This window comes from Pseudaeromonas sp. HNCC25DJ180 (assembly GCF_055413345.1).
This window is the reverse complement of the sequence record NZ_JBVAYF010000002.1, coordinates 43851-64174: the sequence shown is the minus strand read 5'-3', so window position 1 is coordinate 64174 and position 20324 is coordinate 43851. Positions and strand designations below refer to the sequence as shown.

The window sequence follows — 20324 nt, the reverse complement described above, 5'->3', positions numbered from 1 at the left end:
ATTGCCTTGCAGTGTATTCAACACAGGAAATATAGCGCGAGGAGCAGGGTGACTAACTATTTTGATGTGAAAAACAAAAGGGGGATCACAAAGAATTTATTACAAAAACCAATAAGTTACAAAAGCAAATAATTGGGCAGTTTATTCTACACAACTCTTATGACAAGTATTGTCGCAAATTATTATACTTTGTTTTGCAGTGCATCATAAAATAACGGAACATATCAGGATGTAACCAAAGGTAACAGCCATAATTATGTGCACTACCGCATGGCTTTATTTTGATATTAGTCTACCAAAAAATAAACCCCGCAAGCGGGGTTTATTTGAAGCTTTAACTATAACTCACTTTTGTGATGACTTAATAGCATCAACCAAGGTCTGCTTGGCGCTCTTAGAGCCTGCGCGTTCAGCTTCACTGGTCAAAGTCATTGCCTTCTCAATATCGCCAGAACTCACCGCCTTCTTGATCTGCTGATTATAGAAAGTTTCGGTTTCTGCCAGCATGGCGGCCGACGTTGCGGCAGGTGCTGAAGTCGACTTCAACGCAGCAGCGGTAGTAGCAGTTGCCACCGTAGCAACCGCAGCCTGACTGGCTGTTGCGCTAGCAGGGGCTATGACCAACTTATTGGGCGTAGAATTAACCTTGACCGCATTGGCGTCAATAGTCTCTTGGTAAGCAGGCTTATAAACATTATCCTTCCCCGATGAACTAGAAAGGTCTTCAACTGTTACTCGCATCAGACCCCAAGGTGAATGCGGAATTACCGGGTCCTTGACATTTGGGGCAACGACAGCCGTAGCGCGAGCCATCAATTTCTCTTCACTCATGATAGTCGTTGTTTCTAACAGCTTGTTTTCAGGAGTATAGATCACAAAGTAACTTTCATTATTGGGGTTACCAACATAGGTGCGATCAATGGTAAATACCGCCTCGATCCGATTCCCTTCAAACATCTGCGCTGGCTTATACTCAAAAACTTTATCGTCAATGACTCGCGTTACTTTAAACTGACTATCCAATAATACGACTGAAGGGAAAAATAGCGTCTTGTCAATTTGGGCTGCCACAGTGATTTTCAGGTCACCACTATTTTGCGGCAACTTGAAGGCGGCCATATAGCTCTTGCCCTCACTGAAATTAAACACCGGGGAGTGGCCATCAATTCCCATCCACTTATCATCGCTCGCATTGAGGCTAGCATAGGGCAGAGTCGAGTAATCCTGACAGCAGGCAGTGGCTCGAGACAACCCATCCATGGCAGCATCACGACCGTTTAATACCGCCTTATATTCACTGGTTGGCGCCACGATGCCATCCATGGCGGAGCAAGCCACCATGGTGCATGCAATAAACAAGGCAAAGGTTACTCTTATCGCTTTCATCGACATACCCTGAAAATAGTCCAAAAAAAATGCCCCCGATAGACGGGGGCAGTCTTAACTAAGCAAGCTTAGCTTACCACCAAGCTTCGGCTTGTACACCGAAGTTAATGGCATCATCTTGATTCACGCCCTTGTCGTCAGGACGCATTTGACCGTTCGCCTTCAGGTAAGAAGCGAACACGCGCAGTTCAGGACGAGCCCAGAAGCCCTTGCCCGCACCCCATGCCTGAGCGATGGTGTATTTTTGGTTGTCAGTAGAAGTAGAAGTACCATTGGTGTTGTTCATCTTATCGTTGCTGTAACCAGCTTCGAAGATGGTCTTCATGGTGTCATTCCACTTGTAGACAGGACGAACTACAACAGAGAAAGTTTCCCAGTTATCATTGCCGCCCCACATCTCGTTACCTACACCGTAAGCAACTTGGTGGCTCAGATCCCAGCTATCGCCCATGGAGATTGCACCATGGTTGATGATACGGTAACCATCGGCACCATCCTTGGCTTCAGCGCCATACCAGCTGCCGTCACCTTGGAAGGCGAAGTTCTTGGAGTAACCTTCGGTACCGTATTGCAGTACAGTCTTGTTGAAGCCGCCCATAATACCTTGGGTCAGTTCAGCAGTCAGCATCACGCCATCGTTCAGGTTGGTGTTTTCTTTATCCTGAGCATCGGTCGGGTTAACCATGGCATAGTCAGCACCCACTTCCAGAGTACCATCAGCCCACAGCGGGATACCGGCATAACGGGCATCCAGAGTGTTGACGTTCAGAGCGCCGGTAACGTTGGTGCCTTCAGAAGCAGCGCGGTCGTTACGCACCCAAGCGAAGGAGAGTTGGCCTGGACCAGCCTTGATGGCTTCAACACCGGCGCCAGCGCCAGAGATGTTCCAGTAGTAGAAGTCAGTGATGTGGATGTCATGACGTTGGTTATACTTCTTACCAACCCAAGTCACTTCATCGCCACCGAACAGGTTCTTGGCTTGTGCGTTGAATTGACGCAGAGCAAAGTCAGCGCCATTATCAGCGCCACCAGCGCCAGCGGTGCTTTCCCAATCGTTGGAACCATTGGAGGTTGCAGCGATCATGGATTGAACCGTGAAGGTCTTGCCACCCTTGTTGTAAACTTCTTGATCCAGTTCGATTTCGGTGTAGGTATCAGCTTCGTTACCCAGACGACCGACCTTTTGCTTGGCCAGAGTTTGCATGTCGCCGTTATCGGAAACACCAACACCAGAACGGAAGTAACCGTGGAAGTCAACGGCGGACGCGGAAGCTGAGCCCAGAGCCATGATTACTGCTGCAGAAATTGGAAGCCACTTTGCTTTCATATCTTTTCCTTTATCCCTTGAGGGTAAATGGTCCTAATTAGCGGAAACTTGTCGTCAGATGAAAACACCCACGACTGCCCGGAGCCCATTATAGGGATCCGCTTTCCCGTATGGAATTGACCTAGGTCACAAAATGACAACTCATCTATCCTGCGGCAGGTTGCTAATGAAAAACCCAAAATCAAGACAAACAACCCACTAAGGCACACAAAACAGAACTAAAATCTAAAACAAGGCGTAATAAAAAGATTAAAACAAGGTATCGATAACATTCGACGGCTGGCGGCATGGAACAATCTTGATCTTGATCACCAGATCATCGGAACTTTTTTTTTTACCTGATGTCTCATGAAAACAGTTTCAATGCCTATTCCTGCGACTCACCTTCCCACCGAAGTGGTAAACCGGCCGTTATTTTGTACAAATAACCACCCAACTTATTGCTGCAGAACTCTCTGGCTAAGAAAAATGAACTAGGCCGCCCCCTATCGCTTCTACACATCTTTGGCCGTTTGGTGAGAAAAAACCGGAAAATGCTTCGTAAGGGCACCTCCCCCTACCCTCCCCTTGAAAAAAGGGAAGGGAGTCTCTGCTTTCCTGGATTTCTCATTCACGGGATGGGAGTTGTGTATAAGAGTCAGGCGTTGGGCTTCGCATTACTCAGCGCAACACCTGATGATCAGGTTGGCTGATCAGGCCAGCCGAATTGCCGATATAACGCCAACCATTGGGGATCCGGCTCGCATTGAATACGCAAAGGTAACTGATACACAGGGTGGGTGATGGTCAGGCTGCGGTTACAGAGCATCAGACGCTGGCAAGCAAACTGTTCGCGAAAGAAACGATTGTGCCGCCCATCGCCATGGCTGGTATCGCCGACGATCGGATGGGAAATATGGGCCAGATGACGGCGCAGTTGATGCTTGCGCCCAGTATGGGGCCGTAATTTCAGCAAGCTATAACGGCTGGAAGGGTGGCGAGGAGAGACGGCAAAGGGTAATTCTACCTGCTGCAAGCGCTGCAGCCAGGTTTGCGCCGCCTGAGCCGGTTTATCCGGGTCGGCAAAGGGGTCGGCAATGCGATCCAACTCCTCTTTTAGCGGATAGTCGATAAAGAGTTGCTCGGGAGCCCAACCCCGCACCAGTGCCAGATACTCCTTCTGAACTCTATGCCTGGCAAAATCCAGGCTCAACTGACGGGCGATCTGTGAATCTAGAGCAAACAACAAGACACCCGAAGTGGGTCTGTCCAGACGATGAACCGGGTAGACATGCTTACCAATACGATCCCGCGTCATCTGCATGGCAAAACGGGTTTCATGGCTATCCAACCAACTGCGATGCACCAAAAGACCAGCGGGCTTATCGATAGCCACCAGATAGTCGTCCTGATAGAGCAGGCGTAATGAGGCACTCACCGCGCCACCGCCTGACCTGTCAGACACTCATCCAGCTGAGCCAATAGCTCGAGCAAAGAGCGCTTGGCCTGTAACTCTTCTTTATATATCTCGGTGGCCATGGGATAGACGGCGATCTGCGTCGGCAGGGGTTGCTGTTGTTGCAGCATCTGTTGCAAGCGTGCCAGCAACACAAACTGCAGCCACTGATGAAACTCCAGCGTATCCATGCAAAATGGCAAGGTGCTGGCCAATGCCTCGGCGCTAGGCGACTCCTGCTGCCAAAGCGCCAACGCGTTCAGCTCCTGGGCCACGGCCAGCAACAAGCCCTTCACTTCTCTATCTCGACTCATCTTTACCCTCCCCGAAAACGGCGGCACTATAGCATTTATCTACGTCGCACCCTATATTCCCAGCAGCGTGACACCACTGGCTGACATAGGCCCCCTCTGCATTCAACATGCGGCTGCATTGACCCAAGGGGCAGCAGCCAAGGTACCCATATGAGTGAATTACTGATCGCCCTGCTGATAGCCCTGATCGTCGCCGAATTCTGGCGCAGCCGCCAGCAGACGGAGCTGGCCCAGCGCCTGACCGAGCATTACTGTCGTCGTCAGGAGTGGCAATGGATCACCCTGTCGCGCCATGATAGTGAATTGATGCCGCTATTATTGCGAGAACTGCTGCGCCGCCCCAGCTGTTTTGTCTTTGAATTCAGCACCAATGGTGAAGATCAAGGGAGTGGTGAGCTGATCCTAACGGGCCTGGCCCAACCCCTGTTTCGCATCATTACGCCCCAGCCCAACCGGCACGAGGCCGCTATTTCTTCCGGGCTCGCCGACCAGGTTCCATCACAGGGGCAAGCACACAGCAACGTACTTCCTTTTCGCCCCAAACAGCACTGAGTGGGTTCACTTGCCCTCTTCATCCCCCGTTTTTCAGGAGCCCATCATGTCCTATGACGTCATTGCCAAGATTGCCAGTCAGCTACAAACCGAGGGTAAAAGCCCATCGGTCGCGCTGATCAAGTCACGGCTAGCTGAGCCCAAACCGATACCGGAAATCATCTCCGGCCTCCAGCGTTGGCGGAATCAGCAATCCGGCAGCACCCCGCCCAGCGCAGAAAATGCCGAGCCTACCCCGGCGGCCCCCAGCATGCCCGCCGAACTGGCGTACTGGTTGACCCCGATGCAGCAGGAGATACAGCAGTTGCGACTCGAGGTGCTGCAGTTACGACAAGCCCTGGTGCAACAGCTGCGCGAAAAAACGGGCAGCTGAGTTCTCAAGCTAACGACGACTCACGCGCGTAACGGTTCCAAGCGCTGTAGAAATAGCGGTAAGGAGGCGGCCAACACGCGGCGTTCCCGCTTACCCAGCGCCTCATAGAGCACCTCGCCAGTGGCGTTATCCAGGGAGATGATGTGTTGCTCGCTGCGGGTCGCCGCCACAAAAAAGGTGAGCGGCAGACGAAGCTGGCGCTGCATCAAGGCATGGCCGATGAGATTCTCCTGCAGGCGCAGATAGTCGTCCTCATTCCAGGGGAGAGTCAGCTCAATCCTCAGCCCCTTGAACATAAACAGTAAGGGGCCAGCAAACCAGTGATCATAGTAACCATACAGACTCGGGTGCAACACCACCTCCAGGCCCGTAGCCACATTGGCCAAGGAACCCGCCACTTCCCGGCGGCAGGGTTGCCAATGCACAGTCGGCCCATCCTGCCAGTCGGTCTCACAGGGTGAGCGCCATTCGGCATCGAAATCCCGGGCTGGTAATCCCCCACTCTGAAACTGAAAACGAACCCAACGCGCAAACAGCGTCGAGAGTGCGGAAACAACTTGATCCGGCATCACTTTTTCCCACAATGAGTCACCAGTTTGTATTTTAACCCGACACAGGCCGTCATGACAGATAAAGCCCCCTACCAACAGAGTCCACTGCTCCAGAGTCTGAGCCTGGGTAAAGCAAGCGACTATATAGCCGAATATGCCCCGCAGCTGTTGCAAGCAGTCCCGCGTAGCCTCAACCGAGATGCACTGGGGCTCACATCTGACCTACCCTTTCATGGCGCCGACCTCTGGACCCTGTATGAACTCTCCTGGCTCAACAGTAAAGGCAAACCCATGGTCGCCATGGGTGAGGTTACAGTCGACGCCAGCAGCCGCAACATCATCGAGTCCAAGTCCTTCAAGCTCTACCTAAATAGCCTCAATCAGACTCGATTCACCGATCTGGAGAGTGTGCGACAAACCCTGACGCGGGATTTGGCCGAGTGTGCCGAGGGCCAGGTCGAGGTGCGACTCTATACGCTGGATGACGTTCCCCACCAGTTTGCCCGTCTACCGGGTCAGAGTCTGGATGAGCTGGATCTGGAGATATCAGAGTACCAATTCTCCTCCGAGCTGCTGGCTAACAGCACTCAGCCAGAGATTGTCGAGGAGATGCTGCACTCCCACCTGCTCAAGTCCAATTGTCTGGTCACCAGCCAACCCGATTGGGGAAGCGTGCTGATCCATTATCGGGGCCCCCGCATTGAGGGCGCGGCGCTGTTGCGTTATCTCATCTCCTTTCGTCAACACAACGAGTTTCATGAGCAGTGCGTCGAACGCATCTTCATGGATCTGCTGCACTATTGTCAGCCTACCGAGCTCACCGTTTATGCTCGATATACCCGCCGTGGAGGCCTGGACATCAATCCATTCCGCAGTAACTGGCAATCTACGGTCGTTACACACCGTTTGATCCGCCAATAACCATGGGATAGATTGGTCATTGGCAGCTCACCTTGGATGTTCTCTGGCGGTTTAGGTGGTATTTTTTTGATTTATCTCGCTTTTCTACTTTCTAATCTGGCCTTGCCTCCTCTGGAGCTGGATACAGCGCTGATGCCTGAAGTGCTGGTGCAGGCTCAGCGTCAGGGGCTGGGGCACCCGAAACTGTGTGTGCAACTGAGTCAGGAGTTTTTGCAGCGCGAACTGGTGGATAATAACTACTCATCCTTTAGCCGCAACCCCAACAGCTATCGCGAAACCGATGCCCACTACCGCACCCGGCAACAGAGCATAGAAGCGCGGATCATCAATGGAGTTTGTCTTAGTCGCCTGGAGCAATTTGATGCGGCGGATCGAAGCCTGGATCATGCCCAGCAAGAAGCCGGCGTCTTGAAGTTGGCAACGCTTGAAGCCATAGCCCATTACCAACTCGGCAAAAACTTCCTGCTACGCCCGGATGGCCACGAGCAAGCAAAGCAGCACCAGATACAGATGCAGGAGTTGGTCACCCAAGCTCCGCTGAGCAACCCGCAGTTGCCACTCTATGCTCAACTGCTGCGCGCTGCCTATGCCGTGACCACCCATAAAAATGAGTTGGCCGCTCAACTCCTGCGCCGGCTTGATCCCACGCAAAATCCAGGGATCCCTCCCGACCTAGCCGTCACTATTTTTACCCTCTCAGGCGACCTGCAAGACAATCAGCAGCAGGATGAACTGGCTCTGGCCTATTACGCCGATGCGCTGAAGATTGCATCAGCCCTAAATGATGCCTTATCCCAGGCCCAGCTTGCCGATAAGATGAGTCAGATCGTCTTGCGCCGTGGCGATCTCGCCCAAGCCATTCATTATGCCGAACTCTCTTCCGACCAATATCAGCAGGTGGGTAACCCCTCCTGGCTGGCGCAAGAGTTGATCAAATTGGCCAGATTGAACCGGGAACAGGGTGACAACAACCTGGCGCTCTCCTTGCTGTTCAACGCATTGGATCTCTATCACAATCTCAATCGCCCGCTGGAGCTGGCCAACCTCAACCATGAAATTGGCCGCACTTATCTGGCCATGGGCAACACCAACTCGGCACGCGCCTACCTGACTGCGGCCAGCAACAGCTATAAGCTCAGTCAAGATCAGGCTGGGGAGCTGAGCACACTGCTGACGTTGGCGGAACTGCATCTGCAACAACGAGAAGCCGGTCTTGCGATTCTGCTGCTGGAACATGGGCTGCAAAAACTAACGGATGTTCCAGGAGACCCCCGCCTCTACTACCTATTATCCCAAGCCTATGAAGCCAAGGGGCAATATCAACCCGCGCTGGAAAACTTCAAGCGTTTTGCCGCTGACTATCAACTGGTAGAAAAAGATTCCCGCCAGCAGGGGCGCCGCCAGTTCCATGACAGCTACCAACAAGTCGATTTGGAGCGTCGCAATAAGACACTGCTGGCCCAGCAACAAGAACTCGATACCCAGAATCAGCGTTATCGTTGGCTACTCGGTCTGGTCATGCTCGGCTGTATTACGCTGAGTTATCTGCTACTGCGGCTCTGGTCGACTCATCGCCGTGAACAGGTACAGTTCCACACCCTGAAACAGCAAGAGTTTATCGCCCCCCTGACGGGGCTGCCCAACCAACGCCAGTTGGCGGAAACCCTGCTAGGCATGCAGGAACAACCTACTCAGCGACGCCAGCAAACCTGGGATTCAGAGCATGAAGAGTTTCCAGTCGACACCTCGCGCCAACTCATTCATTTTCATCTCCCGGGATTAGCACTAGCCATGGAGCGGCTGGGCCAACAGAAGGCCGCCCTTCTCTTCACCGAGCTGGGGCGCGAGTTGCAGGCACGTTGCGATGACAGCTGTCAACTCTATCACTTGACCACCAGCCGATTTCTGTTGATGCAAAGTGTGAGCCCGACGCAACCTTTATCGCAAGTGGTCGCCAATTTGTTCGAACGTCTGGCCACTCTCATGATAAAACATGGTAGCTCGCCACTCATCGCGGCTGGCTTAGTAGGCTATCCTTTCCTTACACGCTGCCCCTGGGCCGTGCAGGGCGAAGATGCAGTCGAGTTAAGCCTGCTGGCCCTGGCCGCCGCGGAACAGATTTGCGAACAGAGCCAGCAAGCCGCCTGGGTCGAACTCTCGGCCATTGATTGCCAACAAGCCGCGTTCTTTAATGGCGAAGTCCGCATCAATGCCTTGCAGGCCATAGCCATGGGGTTGGTGAAAGTGAATGCTTCACATGACAAACAATGGATTGATTGGTCGCAACTCACTAGCCGTTTAATTAAATAACCTGCTGTGCCCGATTTGAACTTTATTGGCATTATCGCCGTTTCAGGATTACGGATATGAATGATGTATCTGCCGCTGCAGGGCAGTTAGCCAGACTTCGCGAGCGGCTTGAGCAGAAGGAATCTGAATACCGCCACCTGGTGGTGCTGACAGACGAAGAGCGTAACCGGAACATCCAGTTTATGACTCGTCTGATGCAAGCTTGTCGTGGTCATGATCGGGAGTTGGACAACAAGCTGGCGCGTCTGCGTCAACGCTTTGATGAGCGCATTCCCCTGCCTGCCCTGGTCGAGGATATCCAGGCCGCCGAGAAGTTGCTGCAACAACATGCCAACCTGTTGGAAGAGTCCCTGCGCGTCAGCCGCGAGAGCATTCGGGAAGGAGGTCGACTCCTCACCACCACCAAAGAGGTGCCGGATAAGATCCGCAAAGAGGTGCGCGACTTCCTCACCCAGGCTAGTCCCTATGCCCTCGCCGAGCACCAACAGCAGGTGACCCGACTGCTGGAGCTATACCAGCAGGCCGTTCGCTCCCTGCTCCTGCGCCCAGTCAAGCTCAATGACCAAGTCGAATTATCCGACCATGTTTTGCTGCGTAATAAGTTATGTGATGAACTGCAGCGTCTCATTACAGAGCTGGATTTTACCGGGCCTGTGGGCGAAAAACTGGCCGAAATTCGAGCGCAACTGTTACACGGCGTGGCCCTGGAAGCGCTGCCACAACTCTGCCTCGGCCTGATCGAACTCATCATTGAGGGGGCAAGACAGGAGCGACGGGAATCACACCTGTTCCTCACCAGTCTGAATGACAGTATCAGCTCGGTGCATCTACGACTCAACGAGAGTCTGGATGAGGGGCGCGCAATGCATGAACAGCACCAGCGCGCCGGCGACGAGATCCACCGCCACCTAGACAGCATAGGCCAGCAACTGGAACTTTCCCCCCCCTATGAACAGCTGAAGCAGAACATAGGCCAGAGCCTGAGCGTACTGCAAACCCTGCTGCTGGAGCGCAACCAGTTGCTGGCGCGTGAGCAACGCTTCTTGCATGACATGGCCGCCATGGAGCAAAAAATCAATCTGATGAAGGAGGAGACGTCCGAGTACAAGAAGCGGATTGCCCAGCAAAAACACAAGTTGCTGCTGGATAGCCTGACTCAGGTATTTAACCGGGCCGCCTTTGATGAACGGCTGGACCTGGAATACAAGCGCTGGTTACGCTACCAGGCCCCCCTGTGCCTAGCGATCATCGATATCGATCACTTCAAATCCATCAATGACCGTTTTGGCCACCTGGCTGGTGACAAAGCCCTCAAGGTCATAGCCCGGGCCATGAGCCGTACCCTGCGCGAAACGGACTTCATCGCCCGCTATGGTGGCGAGGAGTTTGTGGTGCTCTTGCCCGGCGTGGACGCCAGCAACAGCCTCACGCCATTGGAAAAACTCAGAAATGTGGTGAAGAGCATACCCTTCCGCTTCAAGGATGATAGAGTCGAAATCACCATCTCCATAGGCATGACCCTGTTCCGCAATGGGGACTCGGCCATGGAGGCCTTTGAGCGTGCCGATCAGGCACTATATGAGGCAAAAAATGACGGTCGGGATCGGATCGTCCAGCATGTTTAATCGGTTATAGTGCGAGGGGCCCCCTCGCCTAGCCGCCGATCATCCGGCCTCCGACCAACGCACACTCCTCTTTTTGGCTTCGCCGCTTAAGCACAGAGTCAGCCGATGGCTCGCCGCGCACAGTCTCCAATAAGAGAAAACACCACAGCTGTAGCAAGGGGTTTTATGATCACCTATGTCAATCCAGTCGGCAGCATGGAGCTGTTATCCCAGCTAGAGGTAGACCAGCTAAAACAGACGGCTTCCGGCGCCATCTACCAACTATTTCGCAACTGCTCCCTGGCTGTCCTCAACTGCGGTAGCCACACCGATAGCTCAAAAGAGATACTGGAAAAACACCTCTCCTTCGATATCAACGTGATCCGCCGGGAGCGCGGCGTCAAACTTGAGCTATTCAACGCCCCGGAGCCCGCCTTCGTGGATGGCGAGATCATCCGCGGCATCCAGGAGCACCTCTTCTCCGTGCTGCGCGATATTCTCTACGTCAGCAACCGTATGGAAGCCGACTGCACCCTCAACCTCACCAGCTCGGTACACATTACTAACTGGATCTTCTCCATCCTGCGCAATGCCCGCGTCATCCACTCCGGTGAAGACCCGAATCTGGTGGTCTGCTGGGGCGGCCACTCCATCAATCCCATCGAGTATCACTACACCCGGGAAGTGGGTAACGAACTGGGGTTGCGGGAGCTCAATATCTGCACCGGTTGCGGCCCGGGCGCCATGGAGGGCCCCATGAAGGGAGCGGCGGTCGGCCACTCCAAGCAGCGCCACCATAGTGGCCGCTTCATTGGACTGACCGAACCCTCCATCATAGCCGCCGAGCCGCCTAATCCTATCGTCACCGAGCTGGTGATCCTGCCCGATATCGAGAAGCGGCTGGAGGCCTTCGTGCGCCTGGGCCATGGCATCATCATATTCCCCGGTGGAGTCGGCACGGCCGAAGAGCTGCTCTATATTCTTGGCATCATGATGAATCCGGCCAACGCCCATCAGCCCATGCCCCTCATCCTGACGGGGCCCAAGGAGAGTGCCGACTACTTCGAAACCCTGGACTCCTTCGTGCGCGCCACGCTGGGCGAGGCGGCAACCCGTCACTACCAGATCATCATTGATGACCCCGTGGCCGTGGCCCGCACCCTGAAGCAGGCCATGCCCAAGGTCCGTGAACACCGCAAGGCCACTGGCGATGCCTACTCCTTCAACTGGTCACTGAAAGTGGAGCCCGAGTTCCAACTCCCCTTTGAACCGGATCATAAGACCATGGCGGCTCTCGATCTGCACTGGGACCAACCCCCCGCCCAACTAGCCGCCAATCTGCGCCGCGCCTTCTCCGGTATCGTCGCCGGTAATGTCAAGGAGGGAGGGATCCAGGCTATCGAGCGGCATGGCCCCTTCCAGCTCAGCGGTGACAAGGAGCTGATGACACTGATGGACAAGTTGTTAAAGAGTTTCCTGAGTCAGGGACGGATGAAACTCCCCGGCACCGAGTATATTCCCTGCTACGAGATTGTCCGTTAGCCCAGCGCGCCCTCTGCAGCATGCGTTAACATACCTCCACCCTACCGGGCTCGCTGAGCCCGCTAACTCCTTGATCCAAACCATGGCCCATCTACTGATCTTTGATGCACTTAATCTTATCCGCCGTCTGCATGCCGCCCTGGGCAAACAGCCCCTGGATGGACAGGCCCTACTGCTGGCCACCGAACAACGTCTGGAGCGTACCGTACGGGGGATCTTGCAAGAGGTCACCCCCAGCCATGTGATCGCCGTCTTCGATGGCGAGGCCCCCAGTTGGCGCCATCAACTCTACCCTGACTACAAGGCGGGGCGCAGTCCCATGCCCCCCGAGCTGTACTCAGGTATGCCTCGCTTGCAGGAGACACTCTGGCGCTGCGGAGTCGATGCGCTGCTCTCCGAAGGCGATGAGGCCGATGATCTCATCGCCACCCTCAACCAGCAGATGAGCCAGCACCGTCAGGCCGTCACGCTCATCTCCACCGACAAAGGCTTCTGCCAGTTGCTGGACTCGGGCCTTCAGATCCGTGACTACTTCAACCGGCGTTGGCTGGATAGCGCCTTCGTGCTGACGGAATACGGCATCCTGCCCAGCCAGCTCGTCGACTTTTGGGCGCTCACTGGCATCAGTGGCAGCCATATCAAGGGGGTTCCCGGTATTGGCCCCAAGAGTGCCAAGGAGTTGCTGCAACAGCACAGCAGCCTGGAGCAGTTGCTGAGCCTGGATCCGGCAGAGGATAAGCGCCTGCAGAAGATCCATGCCCACCAACACGAGGCACGTCTGGCGCAAACTTTGGTACGCCTGCGTAGCGATATTCCGCTAGGCTTTAACTTAAAGGAGATCCGCTACTCCCCCACCCCGGTGTGATGATTCGGCAGGAGCGTGGATCACCGCGATGCAACTGCCCGTCCATGGGCCTTGCTGTGAGCTAGCCTGCTGGCACTAAGGAGTCACTATGACGCAAACCGTACTCATCACTGGGGCCAACCGCGGTTTGGGGTTAGCCCTCACCCATGCCTGTCTACGGCGAGACGACAAGGTGTTCGCCTGTTGCCGTGATCCCTACCATGCCAAATCCCTACACCAATTGGCCGAGGTCTATCCTAACCTGCTGATCCATCAGCTGAATGTAGCCCATGGCCAGGATTATCAGGAGCTGAAGCAAGCCGTGGGAGAGGAAGCCATCGATCTGATCATCGCCAATGCCGGAGCATTCGGCCCGCAACTGCAGGGCTTTGGCCAGACCGATTACCACCTCTGGAGCGAAGTGTTTGCCATCAATACCATGGCCAGCTTGCGTCTGGCCGAGCAGTTCATCGACAACTTGAAGCAGGGCACCGACAGCACCCTGCTCTGCATCAGCAGCATAATGGGTTCGATTGCCGATAACCAAGAGGGGGGGTATTACCTCTATCGCAGTAGCAAGGCGGCGCTCAATGCCGTGGTCAAGAGTCTGGCGTTGGACTTGGCCGATGACCATATCAAGGTCTTCGTGATGCACCCGGGGTGGTTGAAAACCGATATGGGGGGCGAAGAGGCACCCATGCTGGCTGATGAGGCGGCCGTGATCCTGCTGGAGACCCTAAGCAAGCTGACGCCCGAACGCAGTGGCGAGTTTTTACGTTACGACGGCAAGGCGCTCCCCTGGTAACCCGATAAAAAAACGGCCTGACACTGATGTGATAGGCCGTTTTTTACCGAAGTAACCGCGAAACTTAGTTGTAGGCGCCCGACATGCGGCGCGCCAGCTGACGGGTATCGTAGATGTGAACCGTCACCTCTTCCCGATCATGGTAGAGCTGTTTGGCCTGGATGACGAAATCCCCCTCCAACTGGGAGAGCCACTCCTTGAGCAGATCCAGATTATGCTCCACCTCTTGATAGCGCTTCTTCATGGGCAGCTTCAGGTTGAACATAGCCTCTTCACACAAGCCATCACGGAACCAGCCGGCGATGAGGTGCGTCACCCGCGCCGGCTTATCCACCATGTCACACACCAGCCAGTAGGTGTTCTTCTTGGAGGGGCGGAAGCGGAAGCCATCATCGCGGATATGCTTGACCTGACCTGAATCCATCAAGGATTCCGCCATGGGGCCATTATCCACGGCCGTTACCATCATGCCACGGCGTACCAGCTGATAAGTCCAGCCCCCCGGGCTAGCCCCCAAGTCGACGGCATTCAACCCGGAGGTCAGACGCACATCCCACTCGGCCTCAGGCACGAAGACGTGAAATGCCTCCTCCAGCTTGAGGGTCGAGCGACTCGGCGCATCACTGGGGAATTTCAAGCGCGGTATCCCCATGTGAAATGGCGAGTTGTTGATGGTGTAAGAGTACCCCACCAGCGCCTTGTCATTGGCCAGAAACACCACATGCATGACAGGGCGTCTATGGGTCTCTTCCTTCGTCAGCTTACCCGCCGAACGCAGCGCCTGGCGTAGTGGTACGCTAAACTTGCGGCAGAAGGTGGTGAGTTCCTTCGCCTCATTCGTATCCGCCGTCTCCACCCGCAGCTCACCGCACTGACCGTATTCAGCCACGGCCTCGACTATGGGCGTGATGCGATCGCTCACCTCCATGCCACTCAGCTCATGCGTCACCACCATCATCTGGCGGGCAAATACCAACTCGCGAAACGGCAAGCGACGCGCCAGCTTATCGGCATCCTCGGAGCCATAGCACTCGTAGATCACATAGCCAGAGTCGTCCTTGACCCGGGAGAAGCCGAAGCACTCCAGGCGCACGGCTTTATCCTGGATCTCGGCTGCCATCTCCTTCTCAAAACCGGGTCGGCAATAAAACAACAGATTATTCATCATATCCTCCGCAATAGTGTGGCAAGGTTGAGCTCGCCAACCTCTTGCTTGTATTCGAAATAGCGGCCCAGCTACTCATGGGCCAGCAGGCGGCTACGCCGCAGTGATTCTTCTTTTTCCACCAGCTCCAGCATCCAGTGGCGGAACGCCGCTATCTTGCCCTGCTCAGCCTGACTCTCCTGACACACCAGATAGTAGGCATTCTTGCTGACCAGAACCTGCTCGAAGGGGCAGAGCAAGCGCCCGGCCTCGATCTCGGGCTGAGCCAGCACACTATGGCCCAGGGCAACCCCCTGGCCATGTACCGCCGCCTGGATCACCATGCTGGAGTGGCTGAAGATGGGTCCCTGATTGAGGTTGGGAATATCGACCCCCACCGCCTTGAGCCAGCGATGCCAATCCCGTCGGGAGCCATCATGCAGCAGAGAGTGCCACTGCAAGTCGCTGGGCTGACGCAACGGACGGCCACTGGCCAACAGCAGAGGCGAACAGACCGGCGTCAAAAATTCGGTATGCAACTTGTCACTGCGCAGTCCCGGCCAATTGCCCCGACCATAATAGATGGCCACATCCACATCATCGGTCAATGAGCCCTCATCCCTATCCACTGCCTTGATCCGCACATCGATCTCGGGGTGGCGCTCACTGAAACGCACCAGACGCGGCACCAACCACTGGATGGCAAAGCTCGGCTGCAGGGTGACAGTCAAAGCCCCCTTGGCACTGCGCGCCACCAGCTTGTCGGTAGCATCGGCAATGGCGGTAAAGATGTCCTTGATATCCAGAAAGTAGCCCTGTCCCTCTTCGGTGAGCAACAGAGTTCGATTCCGGCGGCGGAACAGCTTGATCCCCAAAAATTCTTCCAGCGCCTTGATCTGATGGCTCACCGCCGCCTGAGTAACAAACAACTCCTCGGCGGCACGGGTGAAGCTTAACTGACGGGCGGCAACCTCAAACGCCTTGAGAGCATTGAGAGGGGGTAAGCGACGGGACATGGGGAAATTCGCATAACTTTTCCTAATGCCGCGGATTATAGGGTGTGGCAGATAACCACTCCAGAGAAATCGCGCCCCTACCGCTGCGCATACCAAGCGCGATGCCATAAGAGCCCCTCGCCAGCAGCACGCCCCTCATTAACCCGACCTGAAAGCGAATTCATAAAAATGCAAGCGGTTACCAAAAAATATATGTTGATCCACGTCACACTTTAAGCCTAGCATGATCTCGAGGGTGGTTAGCGGTTTAAACCACCATCCCGTGGCAAGCTGCCACATAGAGACGCAACGAGGTGTACCATGTTAAATGTCTATCACAACTTGAGCGTGCTGCTTGGCACCAAGGGACGTAGAGATGAAGGCGAACTGGCCAGTAATGACCGTTTTACCCCAGCCACCCGCCAATACTACTTCCGCTACGAGCGCCGCTAATGCCCCTTCCCTTGTCCCTCTGGACATCTGAGGGGTTTTCTACCCCGACATACAACTCCAAATCCGGCAATACCATTTGATTGAGCGACATAATGAGAAGCCCCGGATCCCGGGGCTTATTTCTATGCGGCGCTCCTCAATTAGCAACCGCTGGGCCTATGAGCACTCGCGTGGCGGCCAGGCGGCCACAAAAAAGGCAGCACCCGGCTGCCCAACATCATAGGGACCACATTTCACTCACGCTGTCAGCTGAGCCAGCAGCTTCTCGGCCACCAGCTCGGATGAAGCCGGGTTTTGCCCCGTGATCAACTGACCATCCACCACGGCAAATGGCAACCAATCCGCCCCCTTCTGATACTCAGCCCCATTAGCCAGCAGCATCTCTTCGACCAGGAAAGGCACTATCTCGGTCAACTGGACCGCCTCCTCTTCGCTGTTCGTAAAACCTGTGGCCTTGAGCCCCTTCACCAAGGGCGAACCATCCGGCTTACGGGTATGGCGGAACACACCAGGTGCGTGACACACAGCCGCCACGGGCTTGCCTGCGGCATAGAAGCGCTCGATCAGGCCAATGGAGGTCTGGTCTTCGGCCAGATCCCACAAGGGGCCATGGCCGCCGGGATAGAAAACTGCATCAAACGCCTCAGCCTGAATATCAACCAGCTTGTGGGTCGCAGCCAACAAGGCCTGGCTGGCCGCATCTTGCTTGAAGCGCTCGGTTGCCGGAGTCTGGAAGGCGGCTTCATCGCTCTTCGGATCCAGCGGCGGCTGCCCACCCAGCGGAGAAGCCAGGGTGATCTGGGCTCCGGCATCCTTGAATAGATAGAAAGGCGCAGCGAACTCTTCTAACCAGAAGCCCGTCTTATGCCCGGTATTGCCCAGCTCATCATGTGAAGTTAACACCATCAATATCTTCATTGTTCTTCCCTTTCATCATCGAGGCCAACCCAGCCACGCACAGCGCCAACTGGGTTCATCAGTTTTTTGCCCCAGAGCATCATAGCGAGGCAGGATGTCACCTTAAAGCACAACTAGACCGGTCGTCTAGTTGTATTTGACGGTCATAACCTCAGGAGCCCCTCTCTTCTACCGATTGCTGGCTCGCTACAGGGCTTAATTCACTGTAGTCGGTCGGCCGAAAAATGTTCTGGAATAGCCCAGAGCAACAACGTGACGGCGATCACGGAAAATAACAGGCCGAAATGAAGCCCATTGAGTTGCGATTTCAGAGCCTTGAAAACGAATTCATAATAAAAACAAAGGTTTTAATAAATATTTAACTTGAATAACGTGACCTGGATCACTAGCATGATTTGTGAGGGCGGTCACAAAGTTCCGTCAGCAAGCAAGAGAAGACCCAAACCATAAAAGGACAACACCATGAAAAACATCATCAAGAACGTCAGCGAATTGTTAAACGGCAAGGTAAGTGGCGAACGTTATGCTCCTGCTACCCGTCAATACTTCTTCCGTTACGAACGCTAAGCCTGAAGCCAAGCTGAGCGCGATTAGGACGAGATCATCTTTCCGATCAGGAGCTCAATATGAAAAACCTCTTCAAGAACATGAGTGAGTTGTTAAGCAGTCACGCCGATAGCGAGCGTTATACCCCAGCCACTCGCCACTACTTCTTCCGCTACGAGCGTTAATCGCCACTCTGGCCCCAAGCCACTGATGCGCCACCCCCCTGAGCCCATACTCGCCACGCGGTGGCACACTAAAAAATTCCCCCTAGCCGGGCCATACTGGCACCCATTATAAGAGACTGCTGCTTAGCCAAGCTTAAGCCCCAATGGCAGCAAAGCGTGTTATCGAGAGACTCCCAACGGTATGAAAGCTGCGGCTTCGACCTCTTAGCGAGCACGCCGATCCCACCATCAGCCTCTCGCCTCTCGCCTCTCGCCTCTCGCCTCTCGCCTCTCGCCTCTCGCCTGGCATGATGAGCCATAGCGGCCCCCCATTCTCGTGATGTGATCTATTTCACATGAAAGTGGAATCCATAAGAATCCATTTTGTAGCCGTTTTCATTTTCATGAAAACGAATTCATAATGAAATCAACGCGTTTAACAAAACTTTAACTTGCCCATTACCTCCTGGATCCCTACTCTTATTCGTGAGGCAAGTCACAAAAAACGACACCTCAAAACCCCAACCAAGGAGCACACCATGAACACTATCTTCAAGAGCGTTACCGAACTGCTCAATGGCAAAGAGAGTGACAAGCGCTACAGCACCCCAGCGACTCGTCAATACTTCTTCCGCTACGAGCGTTAATTCCTCCCCCTCATCCTGACGGATGTCTAGGGAGATCCCTCCCACCCATAATCCCAATACCGGCAACAAGATCAGAACCATGAAAAAGCCCCGGCATAGCGGGGCTCTTTTTTGTCCAATACAACCCGCCGCGTTACTCCAGATCCAGCCGCCGGATAGCCTGCTGCAAGAAGGCCACGCGCTGCCGCACCGACGCATTAGCCTGGGGATTGGCTGCCAGCAGGCTCAAATCCGCCTGTAGCTGATAGCTGAGCCAGCCGCGCACCATCATATAGGCCGCCTGCTGTTGGCCCAGCTCCAGCACAGCCTGCATGGACTCCGGGGCCTCGGGCTTGGCCAGCGCCTGCCGCAGACGTAGCACCTGTTGCCCCAGATGCAACGCCGCCTGCTCCTGGCTTTGAGCCTGCCCTTGCCGGTCAACCGACTCGGCGGCCGGTAGACGCCACGCCAACAGCGTGGCAACCGCCAGCAGCAATAATTGACACCCAAGCAGGCGATAGCGTACCTGTCTGTTCATTCGGGGCTCCTTTCTTCGCCACACTCACTCATCACTAGCAACACGCTATCCCCCCAGATAGAAGAAAGCCCCGGATCAACGGGGCTTTACCGAAACAGCACACCCAGAGCGGGATTAGCAGCGGGTATCCAGCGGCTCGAAGTTCTTCACCAGCTCATCGATGGCCTTCATCTGGGCCAGGAAGGGCTCCAGCTTGGCCAGCGGCAGGGCACTTGGGCCATCGCAGCGCGCCGCGTCTGGATTAGGGTGCGACTCGATAAACAAGCCAGCCAGCCCCACAGCCATACCAGCACGAGCCAGCTCCACTACCTGCTCACGACGACCACCAGAAGCGGCACCCAGCGGATCACGGCACTGCAGGGCATGGGTGACATCGAAGATCACGGGTGAGCCTTGGCTCGCCTGCTTCATGACGCCAAAGCCCAGCATGTCCACCACCAGATTGTCATAACCAAAGTTGACGCCGCGTTCACACAGTATCACCCGCTCGTTACCGCACTCGGCAAACTTCTCGACTATGTTCTTCACCTGGCCCGGGCTCAGGAACTGGGGCTTCTTGACATTGATGACGTTGCCGGTGCGGGCCAGCGCCTCCACCAGATCGGTCTGCCGCGCCAAGAAAGCCGGCAGTTGCAACACATCCACCACTTCGCCTACCGGCTTACACTGAGCGATCTCATGGACATCCGTGATCAGGGTTACGCCAAACGTCGCCTTGAGCTCCTGGAAGATCTTCAACCCCTCTTCCATGCCCGGCCCCCGATAGGAGTGGATGGAGGAGCGGTTGGCCTTGTCCCAGCTAGCCTTGAAGACGAAGGGGATGCCCAGCTTTTGTGTCACAGTTACATAGTGCTCACACATGCTCATGGCCAGATCCCGCGACTCCAGCACATTCATGCCACCAAACAGCACGAAGGGCTTGTCGTTGGCAATCTCAATCCCGTTCACACTTACCACTTTTTGCATTCTCACAGAC

19 protein-coding genes are annotated in these 20324 nt (G+C 54.9%); 9 read left to right on the top strand and 10 right to left on the bottom strand.

The features are described 5' to 3' along the window. Positions 1-345 precede the first annotated feature (345 nt). From ACZYTD_RS02230 to ACZYTD_RS02215, 4 genes are all read right to left on the bottom strand, one after another. Positions 346-1386 (bottom strand): MalM family protein, encoded by a 1041-nt coding sequence (locus ACZYTD_RS02230; RefSeq protein WP_463888645.1) that lies wholly within the window; start codon positions 1384-1386, stop codon positions 346-348. Positions 1387-1459: 73 nt separating this feature from the next. Beyond that, positions 1460-2713, bottom strand: coding sequence for a maltoporin (locus ACZYTD_RS02225; RefSeq protein WP_463888642.1), 1254 nt, complete (start codon positions 2711-2713; stop codon positions 1460-1462). A gap of 679 nt (positions 2714-3392) precedes the next feature. Continuing rightward, on the bottom strand, positions 3393-4130 hold the full coding sequence (gene truC, locus ACZYTD_RS02220) for a tRNA pseudouridine(65) synthase TruC (RefSeq protein ID WP_463888640.1): 738 nt from the start codon (positions 4128-4130) through the stop codon (positions 3393-3395). Further along, the gene (locus tag ACZYTD_RS02215; protein WP_463888638.1) at positions 4127-4462 is read right to left on the bottom strand and encodes a YqcC family protein; all 336 of its coding nucleotides are present in this window, start codon (positions 4460-4462) and stop codon (positions 4127-4129) included. Before ACZYTD_RS02215 ends, truC begins: the two co-directional genes overlap by 4 nt. A gap of 150 nt (positions 4463-4612) precedes the next feature. Here ACZYTD_RS02215 and ACZYTD_RS02210 point away from each other — a divergent pair, with 150 nt between their 5' ends. Both ACZYTD_RS02210 and ACZYTD_RS02205 read left to right on the top strand, forming a co-directional pair. Beyond that, a complete protein-coding gene (locus ACZYTD_RS02210) occupies positions 4613-5014 on the top strand; it encodes a DUF3301 domain-containing protein (RefSeq protein ID WP_463888635.1) in 402 nt (133 codons plus the stop codon). Between the two features lie 46 nt (positions 5015-5060). Continuing rightward, positions 5061-5387 (top strand): hypothetical protein, encoded by a 327-nt coding sequence (locus tag ACZYTD_RS02205; RefSeq protein ID WP_463888632.1) that lies wholly within the window; start codon positions 5061-5063, stop codon positions 5385-5387. A 20-nt stretch (positions 5388-5407) separates the two neighbouring features. On the opposite strand, the gene syd is transcribed toward ACZYTD_RS02205, so the two are convergent. Further along, positions 5408-5956 carry a SecY-interacting protein gene (gene syd / locus ACZYTD_RS02200; protein ID WP_463888629.1) on the bottom strand — a complete coding sequence of 183 codons (549 nt, stop codon included), beginning with the start codon at positions 5954-5956 and terminating at the stop codon, positions 5408-5410. Positions 5957-6010: 54 nt separating this feature from the next. On the opposite strand from syd, the gene queF reads away from it, so the two are divergent. The 6 genes from queF (at position 6011) to ACZYTD_RS02170 (ending at position 13964) form a co-directional block, all read left to right on the top strand. Continuing rightward, complete coding sequence (gene queF, locus ACZYTD_RS02195; protein ID WP_463888626.1) at positions 6011-6859, top strand: NADPH-dependent 7-cyano-7-deazaguanine reductase QueF; 849 nt, start codon at positions 6011-6013, stop codon at positions 6857-6859. 66 nt (positions 6860-6925) lie between these two features. Next, a complete protein-coding gene (locus tag ACZYTD_RS02190; protein WP_463888623.1) occupies positions 6926-9169 on the top strand; it encodes a tetratricopeptide repeat protein in 2244 nt (747 codons plus the stop codon). A 56-nt stretch (positions 9170-9225) separates the two neighbouring features. Then, complete coding sequence (locus ACZYTD_RS02185; RefSeq protein WP_463888620.1) at positions 9226-10794, top strand: GGDEF domain-containing protein; 1569 nt, start codon at positions 9226-9228, stop codon at positions 10792-10794. Positions 10795-10959: 165 nt separating this feature from the next. Continuing rightward, a complete protein-coding gene (gene ppnN, locus ACZYTD_RS02180; protein WP_463888617.1) occupies positions 10960-12315 on the top strand; it encodes a nucleotide 5'-monophosphate nucleosidase PpnN in 1356 nt (451 codons plus the stop codon). Between the two features lie 82 nt (positions 12316-12397). After that, positions 12398-13180, top strand: a complete 783-nt coding sequence (xni, locus tag ACZYTD_RS02175) for a flap endonuclease Xni (RefSeq protein ID WP_463888614.1) — start codon at positions 12398-12400, stop codon at positions 13178-13180. Between the two features lie 88 nt (positions 13181-13268). Further along, entirely contained in the window at positions 13269-13964 is a 696-nt protein-coding gene (locus ACZYTD_RS02170) for an SDR family oxidoreductase (RefSeq protein ID WP_463888611.1), read from the top strand. A gap of 64 nt (positions 13965-14028) precedes the next feature. Here ACZYTD_RS02170 and rlmM read toward each other — a convergent pair whose 3' ends face one another. Next, positions 14029-15129 (bottom strand): 23S rRNA (cytidine(2498)-2'-O)-methyltransferase RlmM, encoded by a 1101-nt coding sequence (rlmM, locus tag ACZYTD_RS02165; RefSeq protein ID WP_463888608.1) that lies wholly within the window; start codon positions 15127-15129, stop codon positions 14029-14031. A gap of 71 nt (positions 15130-15200) precedes the next feature. After that, on the bottom strand, positions 15201-16124 hold the full coding sequence (locus ACZYTD_RS02160; protein WP_463888605.1) for a transcriptional regulator GcvA: 924 nt from the start codon (positions 16122-16124) through the stop codon (positions 15201-15203). 300 nt (positions 16125-16424) lie between these two features. On the opposite strand from ACZYTD_RS02160, the gene ACZYTD_RS02155 reads away from it, so the two are divergent. Beyond that, positions 16425-16556, top strand: a complete 132-nt coding sequence (locus tag ACZYTD_RS02155; protein ID WP_463888602.1) for a hypothetical protein — start codon at positions 16425-16427, stop codon at positions 16554-16556. Between the two features lie 237 nt (positions 16557-16793). On the opposite strand, the gene ACZYTD_RS02150 is transcribed toward ACZYTD_RS02155, so the two are convergent. The 3 genes from ACZYTD_RS02150 to kdsA form a co-directional block, all read right to left on the bottom strand. Continuing rightward, positions 16794-17462 (bottom strand): type 1 glutamine amidotransferase domain-containing protein, encoded by a 669-nt coding sequence (locus ACZYTD_RS02150; protein ID WP_463888599.1) that lies wholly within the window; start codon positions 17460-17462, stop codon positions 16794-16796. 1502 nt (positions 17463-18964) lie between these two features. Continuing rightward, entirely contained in the window at positions 18965-19348 is a 384-nt protein-coding gene (locus ACZYTD_RS02145) for a hypothetical protein (RefSeq protein WP_463888596.1), read from the bottom strand. Positions 19349-19462: 114 nt separating this feature from the next. Next, on the bottom strand, positions 19463-20314 hold the full coding sequence (kdsA, locus tag ACZYTD_RS02140; protein ID WP_463888594.1) for a 3-deoxy-8-phosphooctulonate synthase: 852 nt from the start codon (positions 20312-20314) through the stop codon (positions 19463-19465). Between the last annotated feature and the right edge of the window lie 10 nt (positions 20315-20324).